Origin of the sequence: Sunxiuqinia rutila, from assembly GCF_050589705.1 — a bacterium.
GTDB classification, from domain to species: domain Bacteria; phylum Bacteroidota; class Bacteroidia; order Bacteroidales; family Prolixibacteraceae; genus Sunxiuqinia; species Sunxiuqinia rutila.
In genome coordinates this window covers 26186-49679 of sequence record NZ_JBNGOT010000014.1, presented here as the reverse complement: position 1 = coordinate 49679, position 23494 = coordinate 26186, and the positions used below count along the sequence as shown (strand labels likewise).

Below are 23494 nucleotides of genomic sequence, written 5' to 3'. Positions count from 1 at the left end.
CCCCTTTAGCTGAATTTGTTTTTAGCCTAATTCAGCTAAAGGACTTTGTTTTTCCCCAGGAATTGAAAAATAGAAACGGGTACCTTCTCCCGGCTTGCTGTCAACCCAGATTGTTCCACCATTTTTTTGAACAAATTCATTACATACAAGTAAACCCAATCCTGAACCATCTTCCTTATTGGTACCTTTTCGCTTGAGTTTCGAATCAATTTGAAATATACTGTTGAGCTCTTCAGCAGACATGCCTACACCATTGTCTTCCACACAAATAATAACACCATGTTCGCTGTTCTTTACATGCGTTTTTACCCATCCATTTTCGTGGGTAAACTTAATGGCGTTGTTCAGCAGGTTACGAAGGATTGCTTCGAGCATCATCGGATCAGCATAAATGGAAACATCTTCCGGAATGTCTGATAATAATCGAATTTTTTTCAGCTCGGCATGGGGCTTAAGCAGGTTCTCAATCTCCCTATAAAGCTCATGGCAATTAAGTTGCTTCGGGCTATACTCCAACACTCCGGCTTGGGAACGAGCCCAATTAAGTAAATTATGCAATAAGCGGAAAATGGAAGTTGTTGATTTGTAGATATCGCCGCTAAATTTAATTCGCTCTTCATCGGAAAACTGGGGATAGTTCCTGTTAAGTACATACGCATATCCCATTACCGTATGAAAAGGATTCTTCAAATCATGCGCAATAATGGAGAAAAGCTTATTCTTGGCTGCATTTAACTTCTCCAGTTCTAGCCGCTGCTCTTCAATTCGATCGTTTTTCCGGCTAAGCAATTCATTCACCCGCTGCTTGCTCAGATAAGCTACTGACAGGAAGAATATTAATCCGACCAATACCAATATCGCTACAATACCGGTAGCACGTAATTCTTTATCTCGCTTTATCTGCAACTGATCAAGCTTTCGAAAAGCATTCAAGCGTTCAATCTCAGCCAGATTTTGTTGAGCCTGGTACTTTTGCTCCAATTCAGCAACCTGGTTTGTCCGCTCTTCACTCAGCAAGCTATCTTTATAGGAACTGTACAACTTAAATGCGTCCAAGGCATCCTGAGGTCGCCCCATATGCTCATATGTCAGCGCCAAGTCATAGTAATTAAGCTGGCGCAAATAATAGCCATGGGAACTAATCAGGTTCAAACTCTCATGAAAAGCCTTAATCGCTTTATCGTAGGCTCCCAATTCGCGATAAACACTCCCTAATCCTTCCAAGGCGAAGGCTTTGTTCCTGGTATCCCCTAATTCTTCAAATACTTCGATGGCTTGTTGGTAGTATTCGAGTGCCCTATGCAGGCTATCGCCTGTATTCACATAGATGTTAGCGATATTATTCAATGCAATGGCTTCCCGCTGCTGACTTCCGTGCTGCTTAAAAAGGTGTAGTGCACGCGCATAATAAACCTTGGCTGAATCATATTGTTCCTGATTGTAATACGAAACACCAAGCCCATTATAGTTTACACCCAAGCTGTATAAATCATCAATTAGCGTATTCACTCTGGCCGCTTGCCGATAGTTCTGAATGGCCTTATCATATTCTCCAATGCGGGAAAAAACCATTCCCAGATTGGAATACACGTGAGCTAAAGTCTCATTTTCTACTGGATCACCATACCGAAAGAAGTTTAACGACTTATAAAAATAATCAACTGCTGAGTTGTATTCTCCGGTAAAATAATGAACCAACCCAATAGAATTGTAGGTTTCAACCAAGTTAACTGAATCCCCTTGCTGACTAAAAATATGCTCTGAAATCTCATAATTAGCCAAGGCCGCATGGTAACGATCAAAATAGTAGTAGCACTCAGCTTTATTAAAATGCGCCAAACCCAACAGCAATGAATCATGCATAGAGCCAGCCAGCCCAATAGCTTCGTCTGCCATGGCTATACTCCGGGCACTATCGTTTGAAGCATACGCAGCTGCCAGTTCAACCAAAACCTTCGCACGATCCACTCCTTCCAAGTCCTGGAGCTTTATTAATAGGCTACCGGTACTATCTTGCCCCTGCGCGACCCCATAGAGCAGGATTACAAAAATATTCAGAATAAATGTTTTCATCTCTCAAAAGCAAGCCATACAAATATGTTGAAATTAAATGAACTTTTACTCAAATAACTTACATAATCCCTCTAAAACCGACACAATTGAAATTTTTCAGCCTGAAGTGATACCCTAAAAAAAGAAAAACACCTTCAGTCAGCTTTGCCTTCCGAAGGTGTTTTTCCAACAGTCTTTTATATTTCTTTTTAAGTTCTCAAGAATATTCTACTTACAACTCGCGAATCTTAATGTTTCGAAACCAGATGGGGTAACCATGATCCTGAAGACCGATGTAGCCTTCGCGGGCAATTCCTTCTGTAAATCCGGGGAAGTTTTTGAACTTACTGTTCTGAACCAATTCATCCCACTCCGGTGTCCACAAGCTGTATGCAACCACCTCCGTTCCATTCATGGTATGCGTTACCTTGCCATCTTTCACTTTAATGACAACCGTATTCCAGCTACCTGCCGGATTTACTGTTTTCGGATCAGCAGGAATCATGTCGTACAATGAACCGGCTAAGTGGCTGGCAATTTTATTATCCGAGGCATTGTCGTTGTCAAGAATTTGCACTTCAGGAGCCGCAAAATAAATAGGTTTTCCCGGCACTTCACGCACATAGTAGAAAATGCCTGAATTTCCCTGGTCACTGGCTTTCCAGTCAATCGACAGCTCGAAGTTCTTAAACTTCTTTTCTCCAAAAAGGATATCGCCGCCGGCACCATGCCCGGGTTGCTTGCCTTCACCAATAAGGACCTTCATCGCGTCGTCCTCCAGGGTCCAGTTAGCCGGCATGGCCTGACCATTGCATTGACGCCAACCGTCAAAGTTTTTCCCATTAAACAACAACACCCAGCCTTCCTTTTTCTCTTTTTTTGTAAGCTTGTTTGCCTTTTGAGCTGAAACAGAAGCTACGCCCAGCGTAAACACAGCCATCATCAGGATGGTCATCCAATTTTGTCTTCTCATGATTTAAATGAATAATGCACAGAATTGTGCCATTAATAATTAGTTATTTAGGTTAATACGGTACCAAATGTAATAAAATGGCCCTGCTAAACCTATTAACTCATCAGAAAAAGAAGTTTTGGTGGAAAATAAAAAGGCCCTCCAGTGGAGAGCCTCTTTGTGTTTATTGTTTATTGTTTGTTCTTTTTAATCCATTCTCTTGCATTAACAAATGCTTCGATCCAGGGAGCAACTTCATCCTTCTTCCGGTCGGCCGGATAGTACGGCCAGTGCCAAGGCTTAAATGCCCGCTCCATATGCGGCATCATCGCCAAATGACGTCCGTCTTTCGAGCAAAGCGATGCCGTGTTATAATCCGAACCATTCGGGTTAGCCGGATAAAAATCATAGCTGTATTTGTAAGGAATGTGGTATTGATCTTCTGTGTAAGGAAGGTTGAACTTACCTTCGCCATGAGCAATCCAAACACCCAGTTTCATTCCTGCCATTGTTTTCAGCATCACTGAATCATTTTCAGCAATTTCAACATTGACAAAAGCCGACTCGAACTTGTCCGACTCGTTGTGCAACATTTTTGGCCTTTGCTCATGCTCAGGGTAAAGTAGTCCCAACTCAACCATCAGCTGGCAACCATTGCAAACTCCCAAGCTCAAAGTATCCTTCCGTTTGTAGAAGTTTTCCAACGCAATTCGGGCTTTTTCGTTGTATTTAAAAGCTCCGGCCCAACCTTTAGCTGATCCTAAAACATCGGAGTTTGAGAAACCACCCACGAATACGATCAGATTCACATCCTCCAGCGTTTCGCGTCCCGCAATCAGGTCAGTCATATGAACATCTTTCACATCCAGACCAGCCAGGTACATCATGTAAGCCATTTCACGATCGCCATTCACCCCTTTTTCACGAATGATAGCTGCCTTCAAGCCGCTTGGCGTACGACGATTCAGGTCGATGCCATAATCCGCTGCTTTTCCGGTGAAGTTTTTGAAATCGTATTTCAGCTCATTCTTCTTGTAGTTTCTGAAACGCTCCAAAGCCAGTTCCTCACCGCTTTGTTTGCGATCCATCAGGTATGAAGTTTTAAACCACAGTTCGCGTAATGAATCAATATCCAGGTCGAACTGAGCCTCGAAGTTTTTCACTGAGAAAGTGCGTTTTCCGGCAGGCTGCCCAATCTTAACAAACTTCACGCCTGCCTCAGCCAATTTCGCTTCAAGGCTTTCTGCATTTGCGGCCTGAATAACAATTCCTGGATTTTCATTAAAGAATACTTTCGCCGTATCCTGCTCTCCCAGACCGGTTAAGTCCAATTGCAAACCAGTTTCGTTATCGCTAAAGCACATTTCCAGCAAGCTGGTAATTAAACCTCCGGAAGCAACATCATGCCCCGCCAAAATCAATTCTTCTTCAATCAAATCCTGAACGGCATTAAATGCTTTCAGGAAGTAAGCCGGATCAGCAACTGTTGGTGCATCCTGCCCCAGTTTGTTGATGATTTGTCCAAAAGCACTTCCTCCTAACACCAACGGAGTAGATGACAGGTCGATGTAATAAAGAGGTTTGCTGGCATCATTCACCGCAACCGGCTCCACCACCTTCTTAACATCAGAAACTTCACCCGAAGCTGAAATAATCACAGTTCCCGGAGAGTAAACGACATCATCCTTGTATTTTTGAGTCATTGACATGGAGTCTTTTCCTGTCGGAATATTGATTCCCATGGCACAGGCAAAATCACTGGCAGCTTTTACAGCTTTGTAGATTCTGGCATTTTCTCCCTGATTTTTGGCAGGCCACATCCAGTTGGCACTCAACGACACGCTTTTCATTTTATCCGGCATAGGCGCCCAGATAATATTCGTCAATGATTCAGCAATAGAAAGGATAGAACCACTTTCAGCATTGATCATTCCGGCTACAGGTGCATGTCCAATGGTCGTCGCAAATCCGCTTTTACCTTGATAATCGAGTGTAATAACACCAACATTATTTAGAGGCAAATGCAATTTCCCCGCTCCCTGTTGCTTGGCAATACGGCCGGTTACTGAACGGTCCACTTTATTGGTCAACCAGTCTTTACAGGCTACGGCTTCCAATTGCAGTACATCTTCAAGGTAAGTTTCAATTTTATCCTGATCGTAAGCCAAATCAGCAAAATTGGCTTTCTCTGTTGTATCGGTCAAAACTGTTTTTGGAGGATTTCCAAACATATAGGCCAACTGCCAGTCAATTGGTTTTTCTCCAGTTTTCGAATTCTCGAAAGTAAACTGCATATCGCCTGTCGTCTCTCCAATTACATACATCGGAGCACGCTCACGGTCGGCAATATTTTTCAACAAGTCTACATGTTTCTCGCTCATCACCAAACCCATGCGTTCTTGCGATTCGTTTCCAATAATTTCCTTCTGCGATAGGGTTGGATCGCCCACCGGCAATTTGCTTGTATCAATTTTACCTCCGGTTTCTTCAACCAACTCCGACAAGCAGTTTAAGTGCCCACCGGCACCGTGGTCATGAATCGAAATAATTGGATTATCGTCAGACTCAGCTAACGCACGGATGGCGTTGTAAGCCCGTTTTTGCATTTCGGGGTTAGCCCGTTGTACGGCATTCAACTCAATGGCATTTTCAAACTCACCAGTAGCTACCGACGAAACGGCACCTCCGCCCATTCCGATGCGGTAGTTGTCACCACCAAGCAATACCACTTTATCTCCAATACCGGGTTTATCTTTCAAGCTGTCTTTCTTGGCACCAAAACCGATACCACCAGCCAGCATGATCACTTTATCGTACCCGTACTTCTTGTAATTTTCAAAGTGCTCGAAAGTTAAGACTGAACCAGTAATCAGCGGTTGTCCGAATTTGTTTCCAAAGTCGCTGGCACCATTCGATGCTTTAATCAAAATTTCTTCTGGTGTTTGGTACAACCAAGGACGCTCTTCCGTTGCTTGTTCCCAATTACGGGCACCTTCGCTACGTGGGTAAGAAGTCATGTAAACGGCAGTACCTGCAATTGGCAAACTTCCTTTTCCTCCGGCAATCCGGTCACGAATTTCACCTCCTGTACCCGTAGCAGCCCCGTTAAAAGGCTCAACCGTGGTTGGGAAGTTATGTGTTTCAGCTTTCAATGAAAGCACTGTTTCAATATCTTTTACTTCGAAAAAATCTGGCTTATCTTGTGTTTTCGGAGCAAATTGCTCAACAACCGGTCCCTGCACAAAGGAGCAGTTATCCTTATAAGCCGAAACAATTTTATTAGGATTTTCTTTGGACGTTTTCTTAATCAGCTGGAAAAGGGACATTTCCTGCTCTTTACCATCAATCACGAAAGTTCCGTTGAAAATCTTATGCCGACAGTGTTCCGAGTTTACTTGCGAAAAGCCAAACACCTCACCATCGGTTAACTTACGTCCCATTTTTACAGCAACCGAATTCAGGTAGTCAATTTCTTCATCACTTAAAGCCAGTCCTTCCTGTTCATTATAAGCGGCTATATCATCAATTTCCAGAATTGGCTCCGGTTTTTTATTGATCGTGAAAATTTCCTGATCCAGATTTTCATAAAGTCGTTTCAGCATGGGGTCATAACCAGCTGATTGGTCAGGAACTTCAACAAACTCTTCCATGCGCACAATACCGTTCAGCCCCATATTCTGAGTTATTTCAACCGCGTTGGTACTCCAGGGGGTTATCATTTCTTTGCGGGGGCCAACAAAAAAACCGGTTAATTTGTCTTGCTCAATCAAGGTCGCCTCGCCAAACAACCAGCTTAGCTTTTGCACGTCTCCATCCGAAAAAGAAACAGTAGTTTGAACAGCAATAATGCTGCTTTGAAAGGTTTTAAAGAATAAAATCATGTTGAATCGGTTAATGATTAAGAGATATGTTATATAACACACCACAAAGATAAAAATTCCTAAAGAAGAAACATTCGAAAGAATCTGAAAACCGATTAATGTGAATAATAAAGTCAATTTATTAACAGTACCGCCACTTTAGAACCTCCAAAATAGTCGCTCAGCAGCCGGTCTGCATCGTTCAGCACCGCTTTGTCAAAGATTCAGTCAATAAGTCAGCTTCAAGTTTAAAGAACGAAAGCGCCGGCTGAGTTTCTCATTTGGAATCTCGCCCTCCGAATACCGAACATTGAATTAAAAGTAAAGGTCTGAATTGTATATACTAAACCGGCCCCGTATTTCAGAAAAATACGGGGCCGGTTTGTTTCTGTAGGAATTTCAACCTACTTCTGGAAAATCCATTGAGGAAGGGGCAATTTTCAAGAATCTGCTTCTTGTAGGAAACTCAAGATAAACCAGATTGAAATGCTCTAAATCCAGGAGTAAAGCCAACTACTCCTTGATCAGTTCCGGGTTGTTGGCAAATTCCCACATATCAAGATAAGAGAGTTTGATGATATCTTCCAGCTTTTGCCAATTAATCAGCTCCACATGATCCGACGCCTGATGATAATCCGTGTGTCCTCCGGTATGGAACCAGAAAATTGGAATATCCCGCTTGGCAAACCCACTGTTATCGCTGCCTCCAACGGGTTTCTCAACCGCGCTAAAATTCACATCCAAGTTTAGCCCGAAGTCTTCAATGTGTTCTTTTGATGTTTCCTTTAAACTCGTGGCTGCTTCGGTATAAATCATAGCCACTTTATTCCCTGGAGCATCGGGAGAACCATTCCTCCCCACCATGTCAAAATTGAGGTAAAGCATCACTTGGTCCATTTCGTCAAAAGCCTCAATAAAATGACGCGATCCGAGCAAACCACGTTCTTCGCCGTCCCACAATGCAAAAATGATCGTGCATTTGGGTTTTACGCCTGATTCGATAAAAGCTTTGGCGATGGTAGTCACCGCAACAACACCTGAACCATTATCGTCGGCACCGTTCCAAATATGACCATTGTGTTTTCCCAGATGATCGTAGTGTGCTCCCACAACCATGATTTTGTTGGGATCTTCACCTTCGATGCGAGCTAAAACATTGCGAAGTCCCAACACCTTGGTTTGCGCATTCACATCGATTTCCAGTTCTCCTTCTACTGCTTGCGAGTTTGTTTTGAGCTTGGCCGCCTTGGCTACTGTCTCTTCCAAAATCGGGCCTTTCTCTCCCAAAATTTCTTCCAACATTTGTTTGGAAATAGAAATTACAGGCAAAGTGTGTTTATCACTCGGAAGCCTCAACTTTTTGTCATAAAAACTATCGGGTTTCATATCGCTTTCCAGCATGGCCTCATTATAACGAAAAGCCGGATTGGCTTTCCAATCGTGCTGCTCATCTTTCTGCGGATCGTACTCCAATATGGCTACAGCACCTTTATCAAATGCGGTTGTGTTTTTTTCCTTACTTCCTATCTTTAGCTTTTTATCGGCAATCAAGCGGGCTGCTTTTGAGTCAGGAGCCCCATCGCCCGGAAGCCCTGCAAGACGAACCACAATTTTGCCCTTCACATCAACACCGCTAAAGTCATTCCGGCCCAATTCTTTGTTGTCAATGCCGTAGCCTATGAAAACAAGCGGTGCTTTTACAACTCGGCTCTGACTGACAAAGGACACCTCAAAATCGGTTTTATAGTGGAAGCCTACTGTTTCATTTTCCCGCACAAGACTTATCGCCTGTGCTTCTGAAGGTTGAACCTCAATTGCGGAAAACTCCTGAAAATATGAAGTTAATTTTTCATCTTTCAGTCCAAGCAGTTTTTGGTAGCGATTGGGAGTCAATGTTTGCTCATCGCCATTGGGTTTTAAAGTATACAGCTTAAATAAACTGGCCAAATAATCACCGGCCAGGTAATTACCAGCTGTTCCAGCTTCGCGCCCTTCCATCCAATCGGATGCTAAAAATTCGAGCTGCGCTTGAATGACATCCCGATTAATGGTTTCCAATCCCTTCTCTTTCCCCGATTCTTGTGCCAACAACGACAAATAGAAAGTGGATGCTAATATTACAGTCAATAAATGTTTCATAGTTCCTCGCTCACTGAAGTTTTAAAAATATTTTCATAACTCACGAATAGATGCGCAAGATAATTAAAAATTATTTTTTCATCTTCCAGCAGAGAAATCCACTTTTCTGCATTCCGATTTATCTCCCCAAACAAACCTTTTACTCTCACATAATCAGCCTCACTAGCTGCATTTACAACAAAATTTCTCCAATCACCACTAAGCAGTATGCCCTCACTTCCACAGCGCAAAAGAAGCAGGCGTTGGGTACTTGGAGAACTTCCTCTCGTTGACCATCTGCCATCCTTTTCCTACTTTTGTCGAAAATTAAGACCATGACTTCCAAATTTGAAAAGTACCACCAACTGCGTAACCAAGTCGACCAACTTTCAGAGCAGCTTTCAAGCTTGCACAAAAGCCACATGGCCTGCAAAAAGGGCTGCGACCTTTGCTGCATGGACTATGATGTGTTTCCCATCGAGTTTGAAGCCATGAAAGAAGCCTTGCAAAACAAGCAGGTTGATGTCCAAAAATCCGTTGATGGAAGCTGTATTTTCTTGAAAGATCATACCTGTCAAATTTATGAGCACCGACCTATTATTTGCCGCACACACGGGCTTCCACTTCTTTTTATGAATGACGACCAATGGGAATTATCAGCCTGCGAGCTAAATTTTACTGAATTTGATGATGAAGAGTTCAATACTGAGAACACCTTTCCACAAGACAAATTCAACAGCAAACTCTTTCTCTTAAATCAGGCTTTCCTGAAAGAAAACGACTTGCCTTACTCCGACTTTGATTTAATCCCAATTCAGAAATTAAAAGGGTAAGCAATCCACCACTACCTGATTTTATCCGGATCCACCACCAAATGCTTGATGGATTTGCCATGGTCGCCGGTGCGCGACGAGTATGAAATGTGCAGTCGGCCGTCCGGTGTCTGAATCAAGGATGGATAGGAATAGCTGCCACTCGACTTGCTGTGTGGCTCATCCTTTTCCAGGTAGGTTTTCCATTTCCAGCTTTGGCCTTCATCGTCCGACAACATCAGCACCACCTGGTAGCGCCCGTCTGAAACATCATTGCCCACAAAGGCCCAACGCCCATCCTGCAGGTTAAGCAGTTCCACGCTGGCCGTATTGGGGATATCCAGCTTTTGGGTGTACGACCAGCTATAGCCATTGTCTTTCGAGACACTTCGGTTTACGCGGGCCGGAGCATCGCCGCTATCGCGCATGTAGGCCACCAAATCGCCATTAGTGCAAAGCGCCAGGGCCGGCTGAATGGGTCCCCGCCCAACAATGGGTTTGGAGGGCTGCCAGGTTTTGCCATCATCATCGGAGAGCGCACAAATCGACAGGTTAAACCCATCCGAATACAAGGGTAGCACCATTCGCCCACTGGGCAAAATCAAGGGTTTGATGCGGCTCATCCAACCAATGCTACGCAAAACGGGGTCGTGGCTTGCTTTTTTGATCTGCTCGTCGTATAAGGGTGCATAACCGGCCCAGCCATGATGCAGTTCCGGCATTTGCTCAAATTGCGCTGCGATTTCTTCAACAAACTCCTCACTCGGCTTCAGCAAAATATTATCCTGCCACTCCCACACCGGAGCTCCCAGCTTATCGTAGTTGGTGCTTGTGCGTGTCCGCAAAATCGATCCTTCCCAGCGGTTACCATTCACCGCAATCCAAACCAAAAACAACTTGTCCTGGCCATTCAAAAACAGCACCGGGTTGCAATCGGGGATGTCCGGCGTGTCTGCCATCAGAAAAGGCTTGCTCCACTGCTTCTTCCCTTGCTCTAGCCGCGCTCCCATGATTCGCACATCGTCGGATTTGCGCTCGCCACTGCCCTGAAACCAACAGATCAGAAGATCGCCATTGGGCAAAGCCACCAAGCTGCTGCTGTGCACGTGTTCTGACTGTTCCGGGAAAATAAGCTCCTCGCTAATTACCGCTTGATACGAATCCTGTGCCTGCAGGCTTGCCACTCCTGCCGTCAGCAGCAAGAAAAATATGATCGCTTGTTTTATCATCCTTGTCAATTTTTAGTTAAAGATAAGATTTAGCTGCTTTTAACGGGCGGCCTGTTCTTTTTCCTGAAACGAACCGGGAAACGAGCATTCCAAAACCTTGTTGCCACTCCACTCCCGAATCCACGTTTTAAACTGGCGCTGGTTTTCCTGCAGCACAATCACCCGACCACCCGCTTTCGGGTCTTCCTCATTGCGCATCACTTTGGTTACTCGCCCATAAGCCAAGGCAATGCCATGGAAAACACCAATGTAATCGTTGATATGATCATGTCCGGTGAAAGTCCCCATCACATCTCCCCCATGAAGCATAGCAGCAAACATGCCCGTATTGATATCGGGGCTGCATTCATCTTCGTTTTTCACCCCAATAGGAGGCGCCAGTTGGTTGTTCCACGCTTGAGTGTATTTTGGCAAGGGAATATGAAAGAAAGCCAGGGCCGGCAAGGGTTGCCCTGCATTAGCCGCCGTATAGTCGCGACTCTTTTGCAAGTACCAGTTGACCTGTGAAAAGTCGAACCAGCCGTAGCCATCCACCTTTGGTTTCAGGGTACTGTAGGCATTCGAGTCCATGCAATAAAGCAAGGCAGCCGTCTTTTGGGTTTGTCCCTTCACGGTTAACACAAAATTGGTGCTTCCCGTCAGCGTGCCTATATCGTGGTTCAGGCAGCCCGGAAACTGCTCCACAAAGTTGGCCAGTTCCTTTCGTGCCATGGCATCCCGGGCATCATGGTTTCCAAACACCACCACCCAGGGAACATCTTCTGCCTCAAAAATGGCAGCCAGCTTTCGATAAATTTCCCGAGGTGCATGCTGACTGGCAATGTCGCCGGTGAGTACCGCCAGCTGCGGCTTCTCTGCCGCCAACACCGAACTGATGACATCAAACACCTGCAAGTTTTTCCCTTCTTCCAAGTTGATGTGCGTATCGGTAAACTGCACCACTTTAAAATCTCCATCTGAAGTAAAATCAAGCGATCTTTTCTGTTGAGCAGTCCCACTCAAAGTCCAGAATACAAGCAACAAAAGGGAATAAACCAATTGTTTCATCTCTTATTTTTTTAGTTTGAATTCATCGGCCAACTGCCCTTCCGAATCAATCGCCTGGTACGAAAGCTCATCGCCATCAATCTTCAGATACTGGTAAAACTGCCCACGCGATTTCTGTACTGCCGCATACGGTTCTTCTCCAATATCGCGGGTTCGCGAGGGAATACCAATGGAAATAATATAGGCCGTACCATCCTTGTAGGAAGACACCACTTCGCCCTGCTTCATTGGCTTGGAGCGCATGTAATAGTGAATATGTCCACCAAACACCAGGTCAACATGGTATTGATCAAACACAGGAACCCAAGCTTCCTGGATGTCGTAATAAGGTTCTTCCCAATTGTAAGGCGGAAAGTGAAACATGGCAATTTTCCAGCTTGCCGTTGTATTTTTTAGCTGCTGCTCAATCCATTCGGTCTGCAACTCGACCGGCGATGTGGCATCCAACATTAAAAACAAGGTGTTTTTGTATTGAAAGGCGTAAGTATGCTCCGGAATAATTCCGGAAGGACCTTTCTCGGGGTAGCTAAACATTTCGCGATACATCCATGCCCCCAAACCGCTCCGATTATCGTGATTGCCAAGAGTGGACATCATGGGCCGCTGACTCATTATACCATCGGTATAGCTCCACAAAGCATCCCATTGGTCGCGGTGCAGGCCATCGCTCACCAAATCGCCAACGATAGAGTAAAACGCAGCATCCGGATGTTTCTCAAAAGCCATGTTCAGCAGCTTGCCCCACTCCTTGGAAAAGTGTGTATCTCCAAACCAAATGAAGGAGAAAGAATCATCCTTCGCCTGGGTGCTAAATGAGTTTTCCTGTTTCCAATCGGCATCATTCGCAAGGCGGTATTCGTAGGTTGTTCCGGGCTTCAGGTTTCGTAGTTGTGCCGTAAAGCGATGACAGTAGCGATCGTTCATCAGCATTAAATCTTCCATCAAAAAAGGAGTAGCATCAACAGTTTTCACCTCGTCGCTTCCCTTTTCCCGATACTCCACCTGACCTGTTTGTACCGAATTGGCTGTTCGCCATTGAATATCCATGGTCGTTGCCGGATCATCGCTCCAGCTGAGCAACAGTTGATCCGGGTTAGCCGAAGACGGATGCTCGGTTGCCCGAAAAGCACCAACAAAGTGCGACTCGGTTCCCCGCCCGCGGATGGTGGTCAGCAGTTTTTGTCCTTGCAAAGCTTCCGGCACCTCTTCTAAAACCAGCTCAGTCCAATCGTGATAGGTAAATGCCCCATCAGCCATCGTTCCCACATACTGATGCTTTGGGAAAAAGTTACTCAGCTCCAATTCGTCGGCAGGATTTTGTGGTCCCACGCTCACCAAGTAGTGCATCCCAAAGTTCTCAAAGCCATTAATCCCCAGGCCAACGTGTCCGGCATCAAAATTCTTTTGCCACACCTCATAACCCGTAATTTCATTTTTTAGCTTCATCGCTGTCTTCTGAAATCCCTGCTCTTCCAACCAAAACGGGACCACCTTCTGCTTGACACTTCGCAGCACCGAAACAACTACCGGCACATTCACATCAAACATCCAATACTTGCTACTTAAAACCTGCAACTCTTGCTCGTTGAATAACTGAAAGGCCTGCTCGTAGGTAATCGCCGCCAACTCTTCCTGGCTCTTCGTTTGATAGAGCTCGGTTACCTTGGCATCAATCACTTCTGCAACAGATGGTATCTCCGGCTTCGGCCCGGCACAACCGGCCCAAATCAACAGCCCAGCCAGCATCACCAAACAACTATTCATCTTTAATTTTTTCATTATTTCCATAAGTCAATCTCTTGGGTATTAGCTCTAATTTTGTTTGAATAATTTCAATTAATATACTTTCGGACGTGACGGCCCCGGGTAGGGTGCAGCACCCTCGGGGTCTCCAACTTCCACATCTAACAGCTTCGGATCGTTGGTTTCCGGCGCTTCAATAAAGCCATGGTAACGCCCCATCCAGTAGTCCCGAACAAAGCCGGTGGGCTCCATAATCCGATGCCCATGGCGTCCTCCGTCCAAAACAACAGCATTGCGGCTTCCCCGAACCACATTCTTTTCGCGGGGAGAAATCGCTTTCAGCCCGCCTTCGTACGACGTGTAGCCTGCTTCAACATGCAAATCATCGCGATGTGAATTCCGAAAGGTATGCTCCGTTGGATCAAGCGTCCATGCCCTCAGGTGCTCCACTGATGCCTGCACATCGCAGTCGTTGCCGGTAATCACACCATAAGCAAAGTTGAACCAGGGAATGTGCTCCATGCGTTTCACCTCCCAGGTACGTTCCAGGCTGCGCAAGTACACCGATCGCAAAACCGGATCTTTCTCATAACGCAACAAGGTGTAGTAGCTGTAAAAAGCCAGTTCATCGTCCCAAGGCGCAAGGTTCTCGGGTGGAAACACATTCTTTTGCCGAATGGTATTGGCCGGATAGCCCCAATCAATCAATTGCTGGTAACCATCAGCAAACTTCTGATTTCCGGTGAGCGCCAAGGCCGTTTGCATAAAAGTCAGCGCCTCCAATCCGTTTACGCCACGATCAACGTATCCATAAGGCCTTAACAAGTATTCCGGATTCCACCGGCCCCAGCGGGTTGGCTTACCATCCATATCGTGCAAGGTCCATCCACAGTCGATGATGTAGTTGGAGATTTTTGCCAGGTGCTCCCGCGCCATTTCTTTTTCTTTTCCATCGGCTACTAAATCGTGAAACAAGGACACCGAATAAAAATGGGCAATGGCCTCATCGCTGGAGGTATCCCCTTTCCAATACCACTTGCCATCGGGAGTTGGATACCACTTGGCAGGCAAGCCACCTGATCCATGTTTTCCCATCTCCCCCTTATCGCCTGTTATTGACCAAATGGAACGCGCAAAAAATCCATCAATGGGTGTTACTTGCTCCAACCAAAGCATGGCTTTAAATGACTCCACCGCTTCCTCCCGGGCCTGTTTATCTCCCGTAACCGCATATTTGTAGCACATAGCAGCCAGGTAAGAAGCCGTATGCGAACCGTCGTTATCGCTGATCTCACGCACCCACTCCCCATTTTCCAAATCAAGTGTATGGATGAAGCCCATTCGTTTATGCCCCCACGCTTCCAGGTGATGCTCATAATAGGCCGCTTTCTTCTGCAAAGTATATGGCTCATAAGAAAGAATTGACAGCCCTCCATTTGTTGCAATAAACACTTGCTGGTTGTCAACAGCCAGGGCATTCACCCGGTTATCCGGAAGCCAGATATCCGCTCCGAAATAATGCCACTCGTCATTCAACATACGCACGGCTCCACGCTCGGTGCCAATCCAAATATCCTGATCAAAGCCTCGCTCCAGGCAGGTTGTATTTTCAACCGGCAAGCCATCTTCTCCCCGAATGGTTTTCAGCGCTGCCCCTTGCAACACCCCCAAACCACGGTCGGTCGCAATAAACAAACGACTACCATAACTCAGAAAGTCACGCGTATTTCGTGAAGGAAGAACACCCCAATCGACAAAGTCATCATTCACTGTTTTGCCATCAAATAAAACGATCCGACCCGGGCGCAAAATATATAAGGTTCCGCTGTACGATTCGATATGATCAATGGGGCCTAAACGCACCGGATCAGCATGAAGCTGCGTGCCATCTTCCATTAACATGGTCATGTTGCTGGTGTAATAACCTCCTTCGGGTTTGGTACTTACAAAGCGATCATTTTCCAATCGGAAAATCTCTTCAGAAGTCGCTGCATGCAAAGCGCCGGCATGCATACACACATCAACAAAAATTTGCTTGTCAATTAATTTCCAGGCTTTCCCCTGGTTGCGATAAATTCCGTGGGAAGTCAGCGCCCAAACGGCCCCACCAGCAGCCTTCAGCCGAACAACCTGCTCGGGAGCCTGAGAGGCAGAAAGAAGTTTTCCATCTTCCACCTGGAAGAGCTGCTTGCCAACTAAGGCATAGCAAGTTCCCTGCGTAGCAGCCACAGCCGTTACCGGCTCATCGGTTGGAATTTTCTGAACCGATTCTTGCAGGAAAACTTCATCTTTTTGAGGCTTCCAAAGTTGCTGATCCACTTGGTAGAGCGGTTGCGCAAGCACGCTTCCAAGCACTCCAACTACCAGTATGCAACCAATAACCCAATTTCGAAAAACAGCTTGTAAATCCATCGTTTGTTCCTTTCAAAAGTTTGTAATTCGTGGTTGTTTGGAAAGAAAGTAAGTGGCGTACCCAAATCGCTGAGCAGTTTAAGTACGCCATCTTATCAAACTAAACCAAAACAACCTTATTCTTTATTGAACCGGCTTCAGCGCCGATCTCGTTAGTGTCTTTATTTCGTTTGAAAATCAAACTTACTTTTGAGGCTCACTGATAACTCCCAGGTAACGGCCAATCCAGTATGGAAGCAGCCAAATATCGCCCGCACTGTATTCGGCATGTCCGCGGCCATTGCTGTCCAGGTCAAACCGGTTAGCATTGTGACGGGACACCCGTAACTCTCCTGCCGGCAACACTTCCCGGATGGTCTGCTTTCTAAAGTTGGGCTCCACAAACTCAATATCCTTGCGATGGCTATTTTGAATGCCCCAATCAATCAGGTCCAGAGGGTATTCTCTCAGGTACCAAATCGCCTCTTCAAAATCGTAGTTATCTTTTCCAACCAAGGCCGTCATGATATTCCAAAGCCCTTCTTTCTCCGGACGCTCATGTTCCCAATGGTCCACAATGGCCTTTTTATAATTCGCCTTCAGCGTGTCGTTGAAAGCGTAACGATAAAGTCCCCAATAACCGCAGTAGTACATTTCATCGTCCGAATGGTTCCAGCCGCTGGATAGCATTTTACTCCAATCGTCGGCATCCTCCGGTGCAGGGCCAATTTCTTTCATCGGCCGCATCAGATTCTCGTAATAACCATGCTCCTCCATCAGTTGAAAGGCGGCTTTCTTGTACTTTTCTTTTTGGGTGAAATGATAGGCGGTTTGCAACATCCCAATGTAGTTACTGGAGTTAATCTTCCGGTCGCCAACCATGATTGGGCGGGCATTCACATATTCTGGATTCCAGCGTCCCCACACCGTCGGCTCACCATTCCAGTCCACCAAATAATGGTCGTGCTTCAAAGCATGCGACATCAAGGTGTCGATCAAAGTAATGGCTTTATTTTTCAAGTCCGGTTCAGCAATCAACTCTGCAATGGCCCCAAAGGCAAAGATGTGTCCAATAGCTTCATCGCTGCTGGTTGTCGATTTCCAGTCCCATTCCGGATCCTCAGCCCTACGCCAAGGTTTATCGTGGTATTTATAGCCCCGGCGCTCGAAAGACCGCGACGGAAAACCGGGAACAGGATTAATGGAGTAAAGCCGCTCCATGGCATCCAACGATTCGCGTACATTTTGCAAAGCTTCGGAAGAACCGGTTACCGCATAGCGAAACACTTCGCCTGCTAAGTACATGGTCGTCCATAAACCATCATTGTCAGAAGTTTGGAGGCTACCACTTGTAACATCTCCATCTGTCATGTTGCTCACCGTTCCGTTAAAGCCATGGCGAATGTGACGTTCCCGAACCTGCTTGTCGTAATACATCGCTTTATCATGCAAGGTCATTTCCTTGCGACAGATTTTCCCCAAGCCTTTGTTGGTCAAAATCAAGATTGAATTCTCCGGCCCATCAGCCAAGTCAATCACTTCATCAGATGGTAGCCAGCGTTTGGACGAGTAGTATCGATAACTGCCATCGTCGTTACGCTTAAATGCACCGCGCGTTGATCCAAACCACAAGGCATCCTTCAGCTTGGCAATGGTCGTAATTTCATTCCAGGGAAGTTTTCGTTTAATGGCACCAGGCTTTCCTGTTTTGGTATCCACTTCGTAATAACCATCATTGGTTCCAACGAGCAATTGATCTCCAGCCACTTCAATACAGGTTATCGAAGCATCATCCAGAATGGTCGTCAACCTTTTTTGAGCTGGATTAAAAGTTGACACCGTATGCTGTCCTAAAATCCAATACAGCTTATTCAATGCATCGTAGCGAATGGCGCGCACTTCATCTTCAGCAACGCCCGACCATCGCAGCTGGTCCCAGTCCAGCAACTGCAAGTTCTTCCCATCTGAGATCAGGAAAGTAAAATCATCATCAACTGCAAAGTAACGCACTTCAGGGATCTGATGGCGACGGTATAATTTCCCAGCCCAAGCGTTACTCAACACAGCCTTGTCATCCAAATAGACCAGCTGCTTTTGATGACTCATCAAATCCTTCAGTCCTTTATCCGATGTTGGCAAATACTGCACATCCTTCACCAGTTCGCCGGGAAAAAGAAATTGGCCGGCTTTTGGTCGCAACAAACCATGCGAAGAAAGCACCTGCACATAGCCATTGCGATCAGCAGCCACCCGCTGAAGCTCAACCCGGTCGTTGTTAAAATTGTATTTGATACTGTATTCTTGAATAAAAGGGGTATCCTGAATTTGAACTTGGTTGCTCTTTCGCTGTCCTATGGAAGACAAGGAAAGCATTAGCCCCAAGATAAAGATACCCGATTGGAGAAGTCGTTTACTGTTCATTTCTATTGGTTTAAGTTCTGTTTAAGTTACACTATATTTATTACTGATTTTCTATCGGTTTTAATTTTCACTCAACGCTGCATCAAGCTTTTCCAGGTCTAACTGTAGCGTAAATATTTGTAAAAAACTGGTTGAGGTATCCGATTCACTATTGTCTACTTCCATATTATAAGCGGCTAGCTGGCCATTGTTGGACACCACCAACTGGCTGCGTTGTTTGGAATCGTCCGTAAGCCAGAAGGCTTTCCCAAAATGTGGCCCTTGTTGGACATAAGAGGCAAGTAGATTCCCATCAACCAGACAAAAAATCCAATTGCCGGAAGGATGCCAGCGTAAATCCGACGCATCCGACCGAAAGCTGCTAACCTGCAGAGGTAGCAATTCTTTCTGCGTGGCTTGATCACTCCCCTCAGCCGCGATAATCCACAATTGATTAATTCCCGATTTATCTTTTGCCAAGTATGCAATGTAGCGGCCATCTGCCGATCCGCGCACAATACCGGAGCCCCCACCGGCATGTGTCAACCGACGAATGGAAACCCCTTCAGGCGGTTCCGGGAAATGGATTGCATCACCGGAATAGGCCGTTGTAATCACAACATTTTCGGGGACATCAGCCACAAATAAATCCTGCTGATAATCACGACCATTTTCGGCTCTTACCTTCCCCACAAAAGCCCGCATGGTACCTTTTCGACCAAGCCAGGAATCCCCAAAAGCCCGTTCAATTTCACCAGCCTTTGATTTCCCTTTTTGTGCAGGTTTTAGCAACACCGCAAAGTAATGCGAAGCTCCTTTGGGAGCCTTCAAGTTTGGCTCCATGTAACCAATGGTCCGATCATACTCCGGGCACAAAAAATCATCGTAGGTAAATCCAATTCGCAAGCCATCCTTCGAATATTCATGCCGATGCGTTCCTCCCCGATGGGCCCCGGAGATTGTTGGCCGATCGGTAGCAACTGCTCGCTTATCGAGCCATTGAAAGTGGCCCGCTCCATCAGCACTGACCTCGGCTCCATTCCGATTACGAATGCCGTAATAGCCACGCTCCTCAACCTCATTCAACATCGGTCCATGAATGAAAGCCACCTTATTTTCACTGGGGTGCCATGATACTGCCGCAACCCCCGGAGCAGCCTGCACTCCGGTAACGGATTCCGGCATCCAAAGCACCGTTTCCTTACCAGTTGCCAGCTCTATTTTTTCGATGGATTGACAATTAGCCAAGTCGCTATTAAAGACGGTTCCGCGCGTATCGTAGCATAAGAAACGATCATCCGGAGAGAAATTATCGTTGTTATCCAAGGCATGATTTTTTTCGGAGAAGGAAAGTTGCTGTTCGCTCATGAGTCGTCGATTCTTATTTGTTTGGATTGAAGTTTTTGAAGTACAGCCAATCACGGTGACTGCCAGCACAAAGAGTAGGCAAAAAACAAGGGGGCGATATTTCAGATTTGCGGCATTCATCAATGTGTTTATACCAATTCTTTTATAGCTTAATTTACTCGGAATAAGCGATGGGCTCTCCATTCCTGTCCAAACATATCCTTGGTTCGAACGGTAAGTTTATAAACTCCCGAGGTCAAATTATCGGGAAGCTTCCCTTCCCACATATGCGTTGAAACGCTCGGATAATCCATCGGATAACCAAGTACATCTTCTAATTTATGATCCCCTTTCTCCAGTTCCAGGTAAGGGTTTAACAGATGTACTTGTAAGCTTTGCGGGTCAATTTGATCCTTTTTTTCTAAGTTGAACCACGATCCTTGTCCATTCACTTGCATTTCGACAACTGATTTTTCCGATCCGGCAAATACATTCACCACAACCACTTGCTCGCCAGTTTTGGCTGCATCAATTTGCTCTGGCAAGTAGATATTCATCTGGTAATCCGCCGGACGCCTTGCTGCTTTAAATCGAATTTTGTAGCTATTTTCATCGAAGCTCACAATCGAGTACCCATTGGGGGCTCCGTCATTCATCGTTGCATGAGGTATTCCGAGTTCGTCCTTCAAACCACACCACCAGCTACCACAAACCGTTGCATTCACCAAGTGGTGATGGGCTTCAGCCCCCTGCCATCCCTGGCCAGCATCCAAAAATAAATGAGCTTGCTCATGCGCATGTCCGGAAATGGAGAAGGTATGCTTTCGATCCTGAATCAGTTCCAGCATAGCCTCCTTATTATCACATTCAATGATAGGAGCATGCATCATTAAAACCACCAGTTTATCTGCGGGAACAGCTCGCAAATAGCTTTTGGCAAAAGCAATCTGCTCGCTTGTAAAGTGTGGAGAATAACGGCCATCATCACCATAAAAAATATTGTTCAAGGCAATAAAAACCACCTGCCCGTATTCGAAAGCATAGGTACTTGGCCCAAAGAAGCGCTCAAATGTATCATCCCGCTCTTGATTTGATTTAGCCTGACGGTCGTTGTCATGATTCCCAAAAATATTGTACCACGGAATTCCGATATGACCAATGTATTGACTGATGCTATCCATCAAAAGCGGATCATCGGCAACCAAGTCTCCAAGGCTAACTCCAAAGCGAGCCTCCGTTGCCAGACATTCCTCCACCACATCATGGGCAATGTACTCCACCTCCTTCATGCCACGAGCCTGCGGATCGCCCCAGAAAAGCACGTCAAACTGCTGCGGTTCATCATTCCGTTGCAATGGAAAGTTCAGCTTGCTTTTGTTTTTTGCAGCCTGCTCAACATCATCAAATAAGAAATAATGTTTTGGCAGTTGATTGCTTTTAACCCCAACCTGATAGCCAGCTGGTTTGACCACGAAGATTGCCTCTTCATTTCGAACAGGCAATTTCCAATAACCATCAGCATCGGTTTGAATGACTTCCAAACCATTGGAGACAGAAACCCCCTTCACGCCAGGTTCTCCGGAATCCAATTGGCCATTCTTGTTTTGATCGAGATAGACAAATCCATCCGAAAATGATTTTGCCTGTGCAATCCCCAGCGAACTCGCCAGCAAGCATCCCAAGATTAATATACGTCGAATTATCATTGATTAGTTTTAACATCCCCTGAAACTAAGCAGCTTGGCTAAGTACCGGAGACTTCGGTCGTTATACATTGAATCAGCGGAGGTGCATGGCGCCCCCGCTGATCATTTATAGTTGGTTGTAGAACCTTAATAAGGTTTGTTAGTTCCTTGTAGCAGCCAGAACTTTGACCATGCGCTATCTTCACCATCGGTCGCGGTATAATCCGTTTCCTGAAGGTTTTGAATAGCAGCATCGTAGTTCACATTATTCCGGTCTTTTTCGCTTGCACCATATTGAAAACGCAAAGGCATGGCTTCACGAACCCCCTTCTTGCCAACTGTTAGCTGGGGCAATCCTGTCCGGCGCCAGTCGCACCATGCTTCATGAGCAACAGTCCAGTTGGCGATCCATTTTTGCTCCATAATTTGCTCTATTGAGCCGTCAAAAGCAACACCAGCAACCGTCACATAATCATTGTAAGCATTCCCTACTTCCCAAGTATTCAGCGAAGCTTTTATACCTTTTTCATACCAACTTTGCTGATCGCCAACGTTCCAGCCTTTTTGAGCAGCTTCAGCTAAAATGAAACAGACTTCAGCATACGACATTAAGCGAGCTTTTAGCAAGTCACCTTCGGCCTCCATATAAATATCATCCAGAGCAGAGTTGTGTACATTCGGACCTCCCTGAATAGGATTTGGATTTAAGTTCCAGCCCGAGCCATCTCCAGTTGTCGAAGCAATAGGCAAACCGACATAAACCATCGTATCAACCAATACTTTACCAGCTTCGGCATCATCAACCCACGTATCCGGAGCATACAAAACCATGTTGTTTTCTGCCATGTAAGTAGGATTTAAATACCTAACTCCATCCACAACAACATCGTCTTCGTAGTCCTCTGAAACCTTTATTTGCATCTTCACTGGGTTGAACCAAACATCCAAACGCGGATCTTCCAGCCCTACCAAGACATCGCGGAAACCAGCACAAAGCTGAATCCGATTAAAGTTGCTGGCTGAAGCGTCGTAGGTGACATTTGCTGGCCACGAATCAGCGTTGGAAGAACCAACATAGCTCATCATGGCATCCTCTTCAAATGAAGCAAAAACCGGATAGCTGGAAGCATTACTCATGATCTCCTCAATTCCTTGCTTGGCATAGTCCGGGAGTTTTTCAGAAAGTCGCATGTAATACCTCAACATCAACGAATTGGCAAATTTTCGCCACAATTCGGGATTCCCACTGTAAAGAATATCGGCATTCGGCTGAATTCCTTTGTAGGCCCCAGCTGGCTTCGACAAAAGCGTATTGGCTTCTTTTAGTTCTTCAATGATTCCTTTGTAAATTGTTTCCTGCGAATCAAAAGTCGGAAACAAATCCCCCTGACCACCGTCGGGGGCATTCAAGGCATTGGCATAGGGAGCATCACCCCAGGAATCAACAATATAACCATAATTAAACGCGCGCATCACCAAAGCAACTCCTTGCTGAAACTCCATCCCTTCTTCCATCGATCGTTCATAAAGGTGCTTCGCATTACGCAAGTTCGCATACCAAGTATCCCAACCTCGTTCTTTGTTCCAATCATATTTATTAAGCTCACTTCCCCAGCCACTCTTTTGCACATACTGCATGGTTCCAGCTACCCAGCCTTCATAATTATCCTGCAAGTAAGGATGAGCCGTTTGAGAAATAACTGTTGGAACAACCAAGTTGGGTTGGACAAGATCCGGGTCAACCCCATTCGGGTCGATATTCAGCTCTGTCAGATGGTCTTCGCACGATGCCAAAGCAAGGATTGCAAATACCAACAATATCTTGTGAAATGAATTTATTCTTTTCATGTTTTTCTGT

The 23494-nt window shown here is 45.7% G+C and carries 13 protein-coding genes; 1 reads left to right on the top strand and 12 read right to left on the bottom strand.

Annotation, left to right across the window (positions count from 1 at the left end):
* Positions 1 to 21: 21 nt before the first annotated feature.
* From ACRD6K_RS16000 to ACRD6K_RS15985, 4 genes are all read right to left on the bottom strand, one after another.
* The gene (locus tag ACRD6K_RS16000; protein ID WP_430974080.1) at positions 22 to 2073 is read right to left on the bottom strand and encodes a tetratricopeptide repeat-containing sensor histidine kinase; all 2052 of its coding nucleotides are present in this window, start codon (positions 2071 to 2073) and stop codon (positions 22 to 24) included.
* 211 nt (positions 2074 to 2284) lie between these two features.
* Positions 2285 to 3025: a 3-keto-disaccharide hydrolase gene (locus ACRD6K_RS15995; RefSeq protein WP_430974079.1), complete on the bottom strand. Its 741-nt coding sequence runs from the start codon at positions 3023 to 3025 to the stop codon at positions 2285 to 2287.
* Between the two features lie 170 nt (positions 3026 to 3195).
* Entirely contained in the window at positions 3196 to 6885 is a 3690-nt protein-coding gene (gene purL, locus ACRD6K_RS15990; protein WP_430974078.1) for a phosphoribosylformylglycinamidine synthase, read from the bottom strand.
* A 492-nt stretch (positions 6886 to 7377) separates the two neighbouring features.
* Positions 7378 to 9003 carry a M20/M25/M40 family metallo-hydrolase gene (locus tag ACRD6K_RS15985; RefSeq protein ID WP_430974077.1) on the bottom strand — a complete coding sequence of 542 codons (1626 nt, stop codon included), beginning with the start codon at positions 9001 to 9003 and terminating at the stop codon, positions 7378 to 7380.
* Positions 9004 to 9317: 314 nt separating this feature from the next.
* Between ACRD6K_RS15985 and ACRD6K_RS15980 the strand changes: the two genes are divergently transcribed.
* Positions 9318 to 9815 (top strand): YkgJ family cysteine cluster protein, encoded by a 498-nt coding sequence (locus ACRD6K_RS15980; RefSeq protein ID WP_299580588.1) that lies wholly within the window; start codon positions 9318 to 9320, stop codon positions 9813 to 9815.
* Positions 9816 to 9826: 11 nt separating this feature from the next.
* Here ACRD6K_RS15980 and ACRD6K_RS15975 read toward each other — a convergent pair whose 3' ends face one another.
* The 8 genes from ACRD6K_RS15975 to ACRD6K_RS15940 all read right to left on the bottom strand — a co-directional run bounded on the left by ACRD6K_RS15975 (position 9827) and on the right by ACRD6K_RS15940 (position 23484).
* Positions 9827 to 11023 (bottom strand): sialidase family protein, encoded by a 1197-nt coding sequence (locus tag ACRD6K_RS15975; protein ID WP_430974076.1) that lies wholly within the window; start codon positions 11021 to 11023, stop codon positions 9827 to 9829.
* A 39-nt stretch (positions 11024 to 11062) separates the two neighbouring features.
* The gene (locus ACRD6K_RS15970; protein ID WP_430974075.1) at positions 11063 to 12070 is read right to left on the bottom strand and encodes a metallophosphoesterase family protein; all 1008 of its coding nucleotides are present in this window, start codon (positions 12068 to 12070) and stop codon (positions 11063 to 11065) included.
* Positions 12071 to 12073: 3 nt separating this feature from the next.
* Positions 12074 to 13849, bottom strand: a complete 1776-nt coding sequence (locus ACRD6K_RS15965; protein WP_430974074.1) for a purple acid phosphatase family protein — start codon at positions 13847 to 13849, stop codon at positions 12074 to 12076.
* A gap of 57 nt (positions 13850 to 13906) precedes the next feature.
* Positions 13907 to 16225, bottom strand: coding sequence for a ligand-binding sensor domain-containing protein (locus tag ACRD6K_RS15960; protein WP_430974073.1), 2319 nt, complete (start codon positions 16223 to 16225; stop codon positions 13907 to 13909).
* A 183-nt stretch (positions 16226 to 16408) separates the two neighbouring features.
* Positions 16409 to 18625 (bottom strand): ligand-binding sensor domain-containing protein, encoded by a 2217-nt coding sequence (locus tag ACRD6K_RS15955; protein ID WP_430974072.1) that lies wholly within the window; start codon positions 18623 to 18625, stop codon positions 16409 to 16411.
* A gap of 60 nt (positions 18626 to 18685) precedes the next feature.
* Positions 18686 to 19972, bottom strand: a complete 1287-nt coding sequence (locus tag ACRD6K_RS15950) for a DUF3748 domain-containing protein (protein ID WP_430974070.1) — start codon at positions 19970 to 19972, stop codon at positions 18686 to 18688.
* 149 nt (positions 19973 to 20121) lie between these two features.
* Positions 20122 to 21657 carry a calcineurin-like phosphoesterase C-terminal domain-containing protein gene (locus tag ACRD6K_RS15945; protein ID WP_430974069.1) on the bottom strand — a complete coding sequence of 512 codons (1536 nt, stop codon included), beginning with the start codon at positions 21655 to 21657 and terminating at the stop codon, positions 20122 to 20124.
* A gap of 126 nt (positions 21658 to 21783) precedes the next feature.
* Entirely contained in the window at positions 21784 to 23484 is a 1701-nt protein-coding gene (locus ACRD6K_RS15940; RefSeq protein ID WP_430974068.1) for a SusD/RagB family nutrient-binding outer membrane lipoprotein, read from the bottom strand.
* Positions 23485 to 23494: the final 10 nt, after the last annotated feature.

Coding starts and splice junctions, on each gene's coding strand:
- ACRD6K_RS15970 (WP_430974075.1), bottom strand. CDS start 12,070: ATGAAACAATTGGTTTATTCCCTTTTGTTGCTTGTATTCTGGACTTTG.
- ACRD6K_RS15965 (WP_430974074.1), bottom strand. CDS start 13,849: ATGAAAAAATTAAAGATGAATAGTTGTTTGGTGATGCTGGCTGGGCTG.
- ACRD6K_RS15975 (WP_430974076.1), bottom strand. CDS start 11,023: ATGATAAAACAAGCGATCATATTTTTCTTGCTGCTGACGGCAGGAGTG.
- ACRD6K_RS15945 (WP_430974069.1), bottom strand. CDS start 21,657: ATGATAATTCGACGTATATTAATCTTGGGATGCTTGCTGGCGAGTTCG.
- ACRD6K_RS16000 (WP_430974080.1), bottom strand. CDS start 2,073: ATGAAAACATTTATTCTGAATATTTTTGTAATCCTGCTCTATGGGGTC.
- ACRD6K_RS15940 (WP_430974068.1), bottom strand. CDS start 23,484: ATGAAAAGAATAAATTCATTTCACAAGATATTGTTGGTATTTGCAATC.
- ACRD6K_RS15955 (WP_430974072.1), bottom strand. CDS start 18,625: ATGAACAGTAAACGACTTCTCCAATCGGGTATCTTTATCTTGGGGCTA.
- ACRD6K_RS15985 (WP_430974077.1), bottom strand. CDS start 9,003: ATGAAACATTTATTGACTGTAATATTAGCATCCACTTTCTATTTGTCG.
- ACRD6K_RS15995 (WP_430974079.1), bottom strand. CDS start 3,025: ATGAGAAGACAAAATTGGATGACCATCCTGATGATGGCTGTGTTTACG.
- ACRD6K_RS15950 (WP_430974070.1), bottom strand. CDS start 19,972: ATGAGCGAACAGCAACTTTCCTTCTCCGAAAAAAATCATGCCTTGGAT.
- ACRD6K_RS15960 (WP_430974073.1), bottom strand. CDS start 16,225: ATGGATTTACAAGCTGTTTTTCGAAATTGGGTTATTGGTTGCATACTG.
- ACRD6K_RS15980 (WP_299580588.1), top strand. CDS start 9,318: ATGACTTCCAAATTTGAAAAGTACCACCAACTGCGTAACCAAGTCGAC.
- purL (WP_430974078.1), bottom strand. CDS start 6,885: ATGATTTTATTCTTTAAAACCTTTCAAAGCAGCATTATTGCTGTTCAA.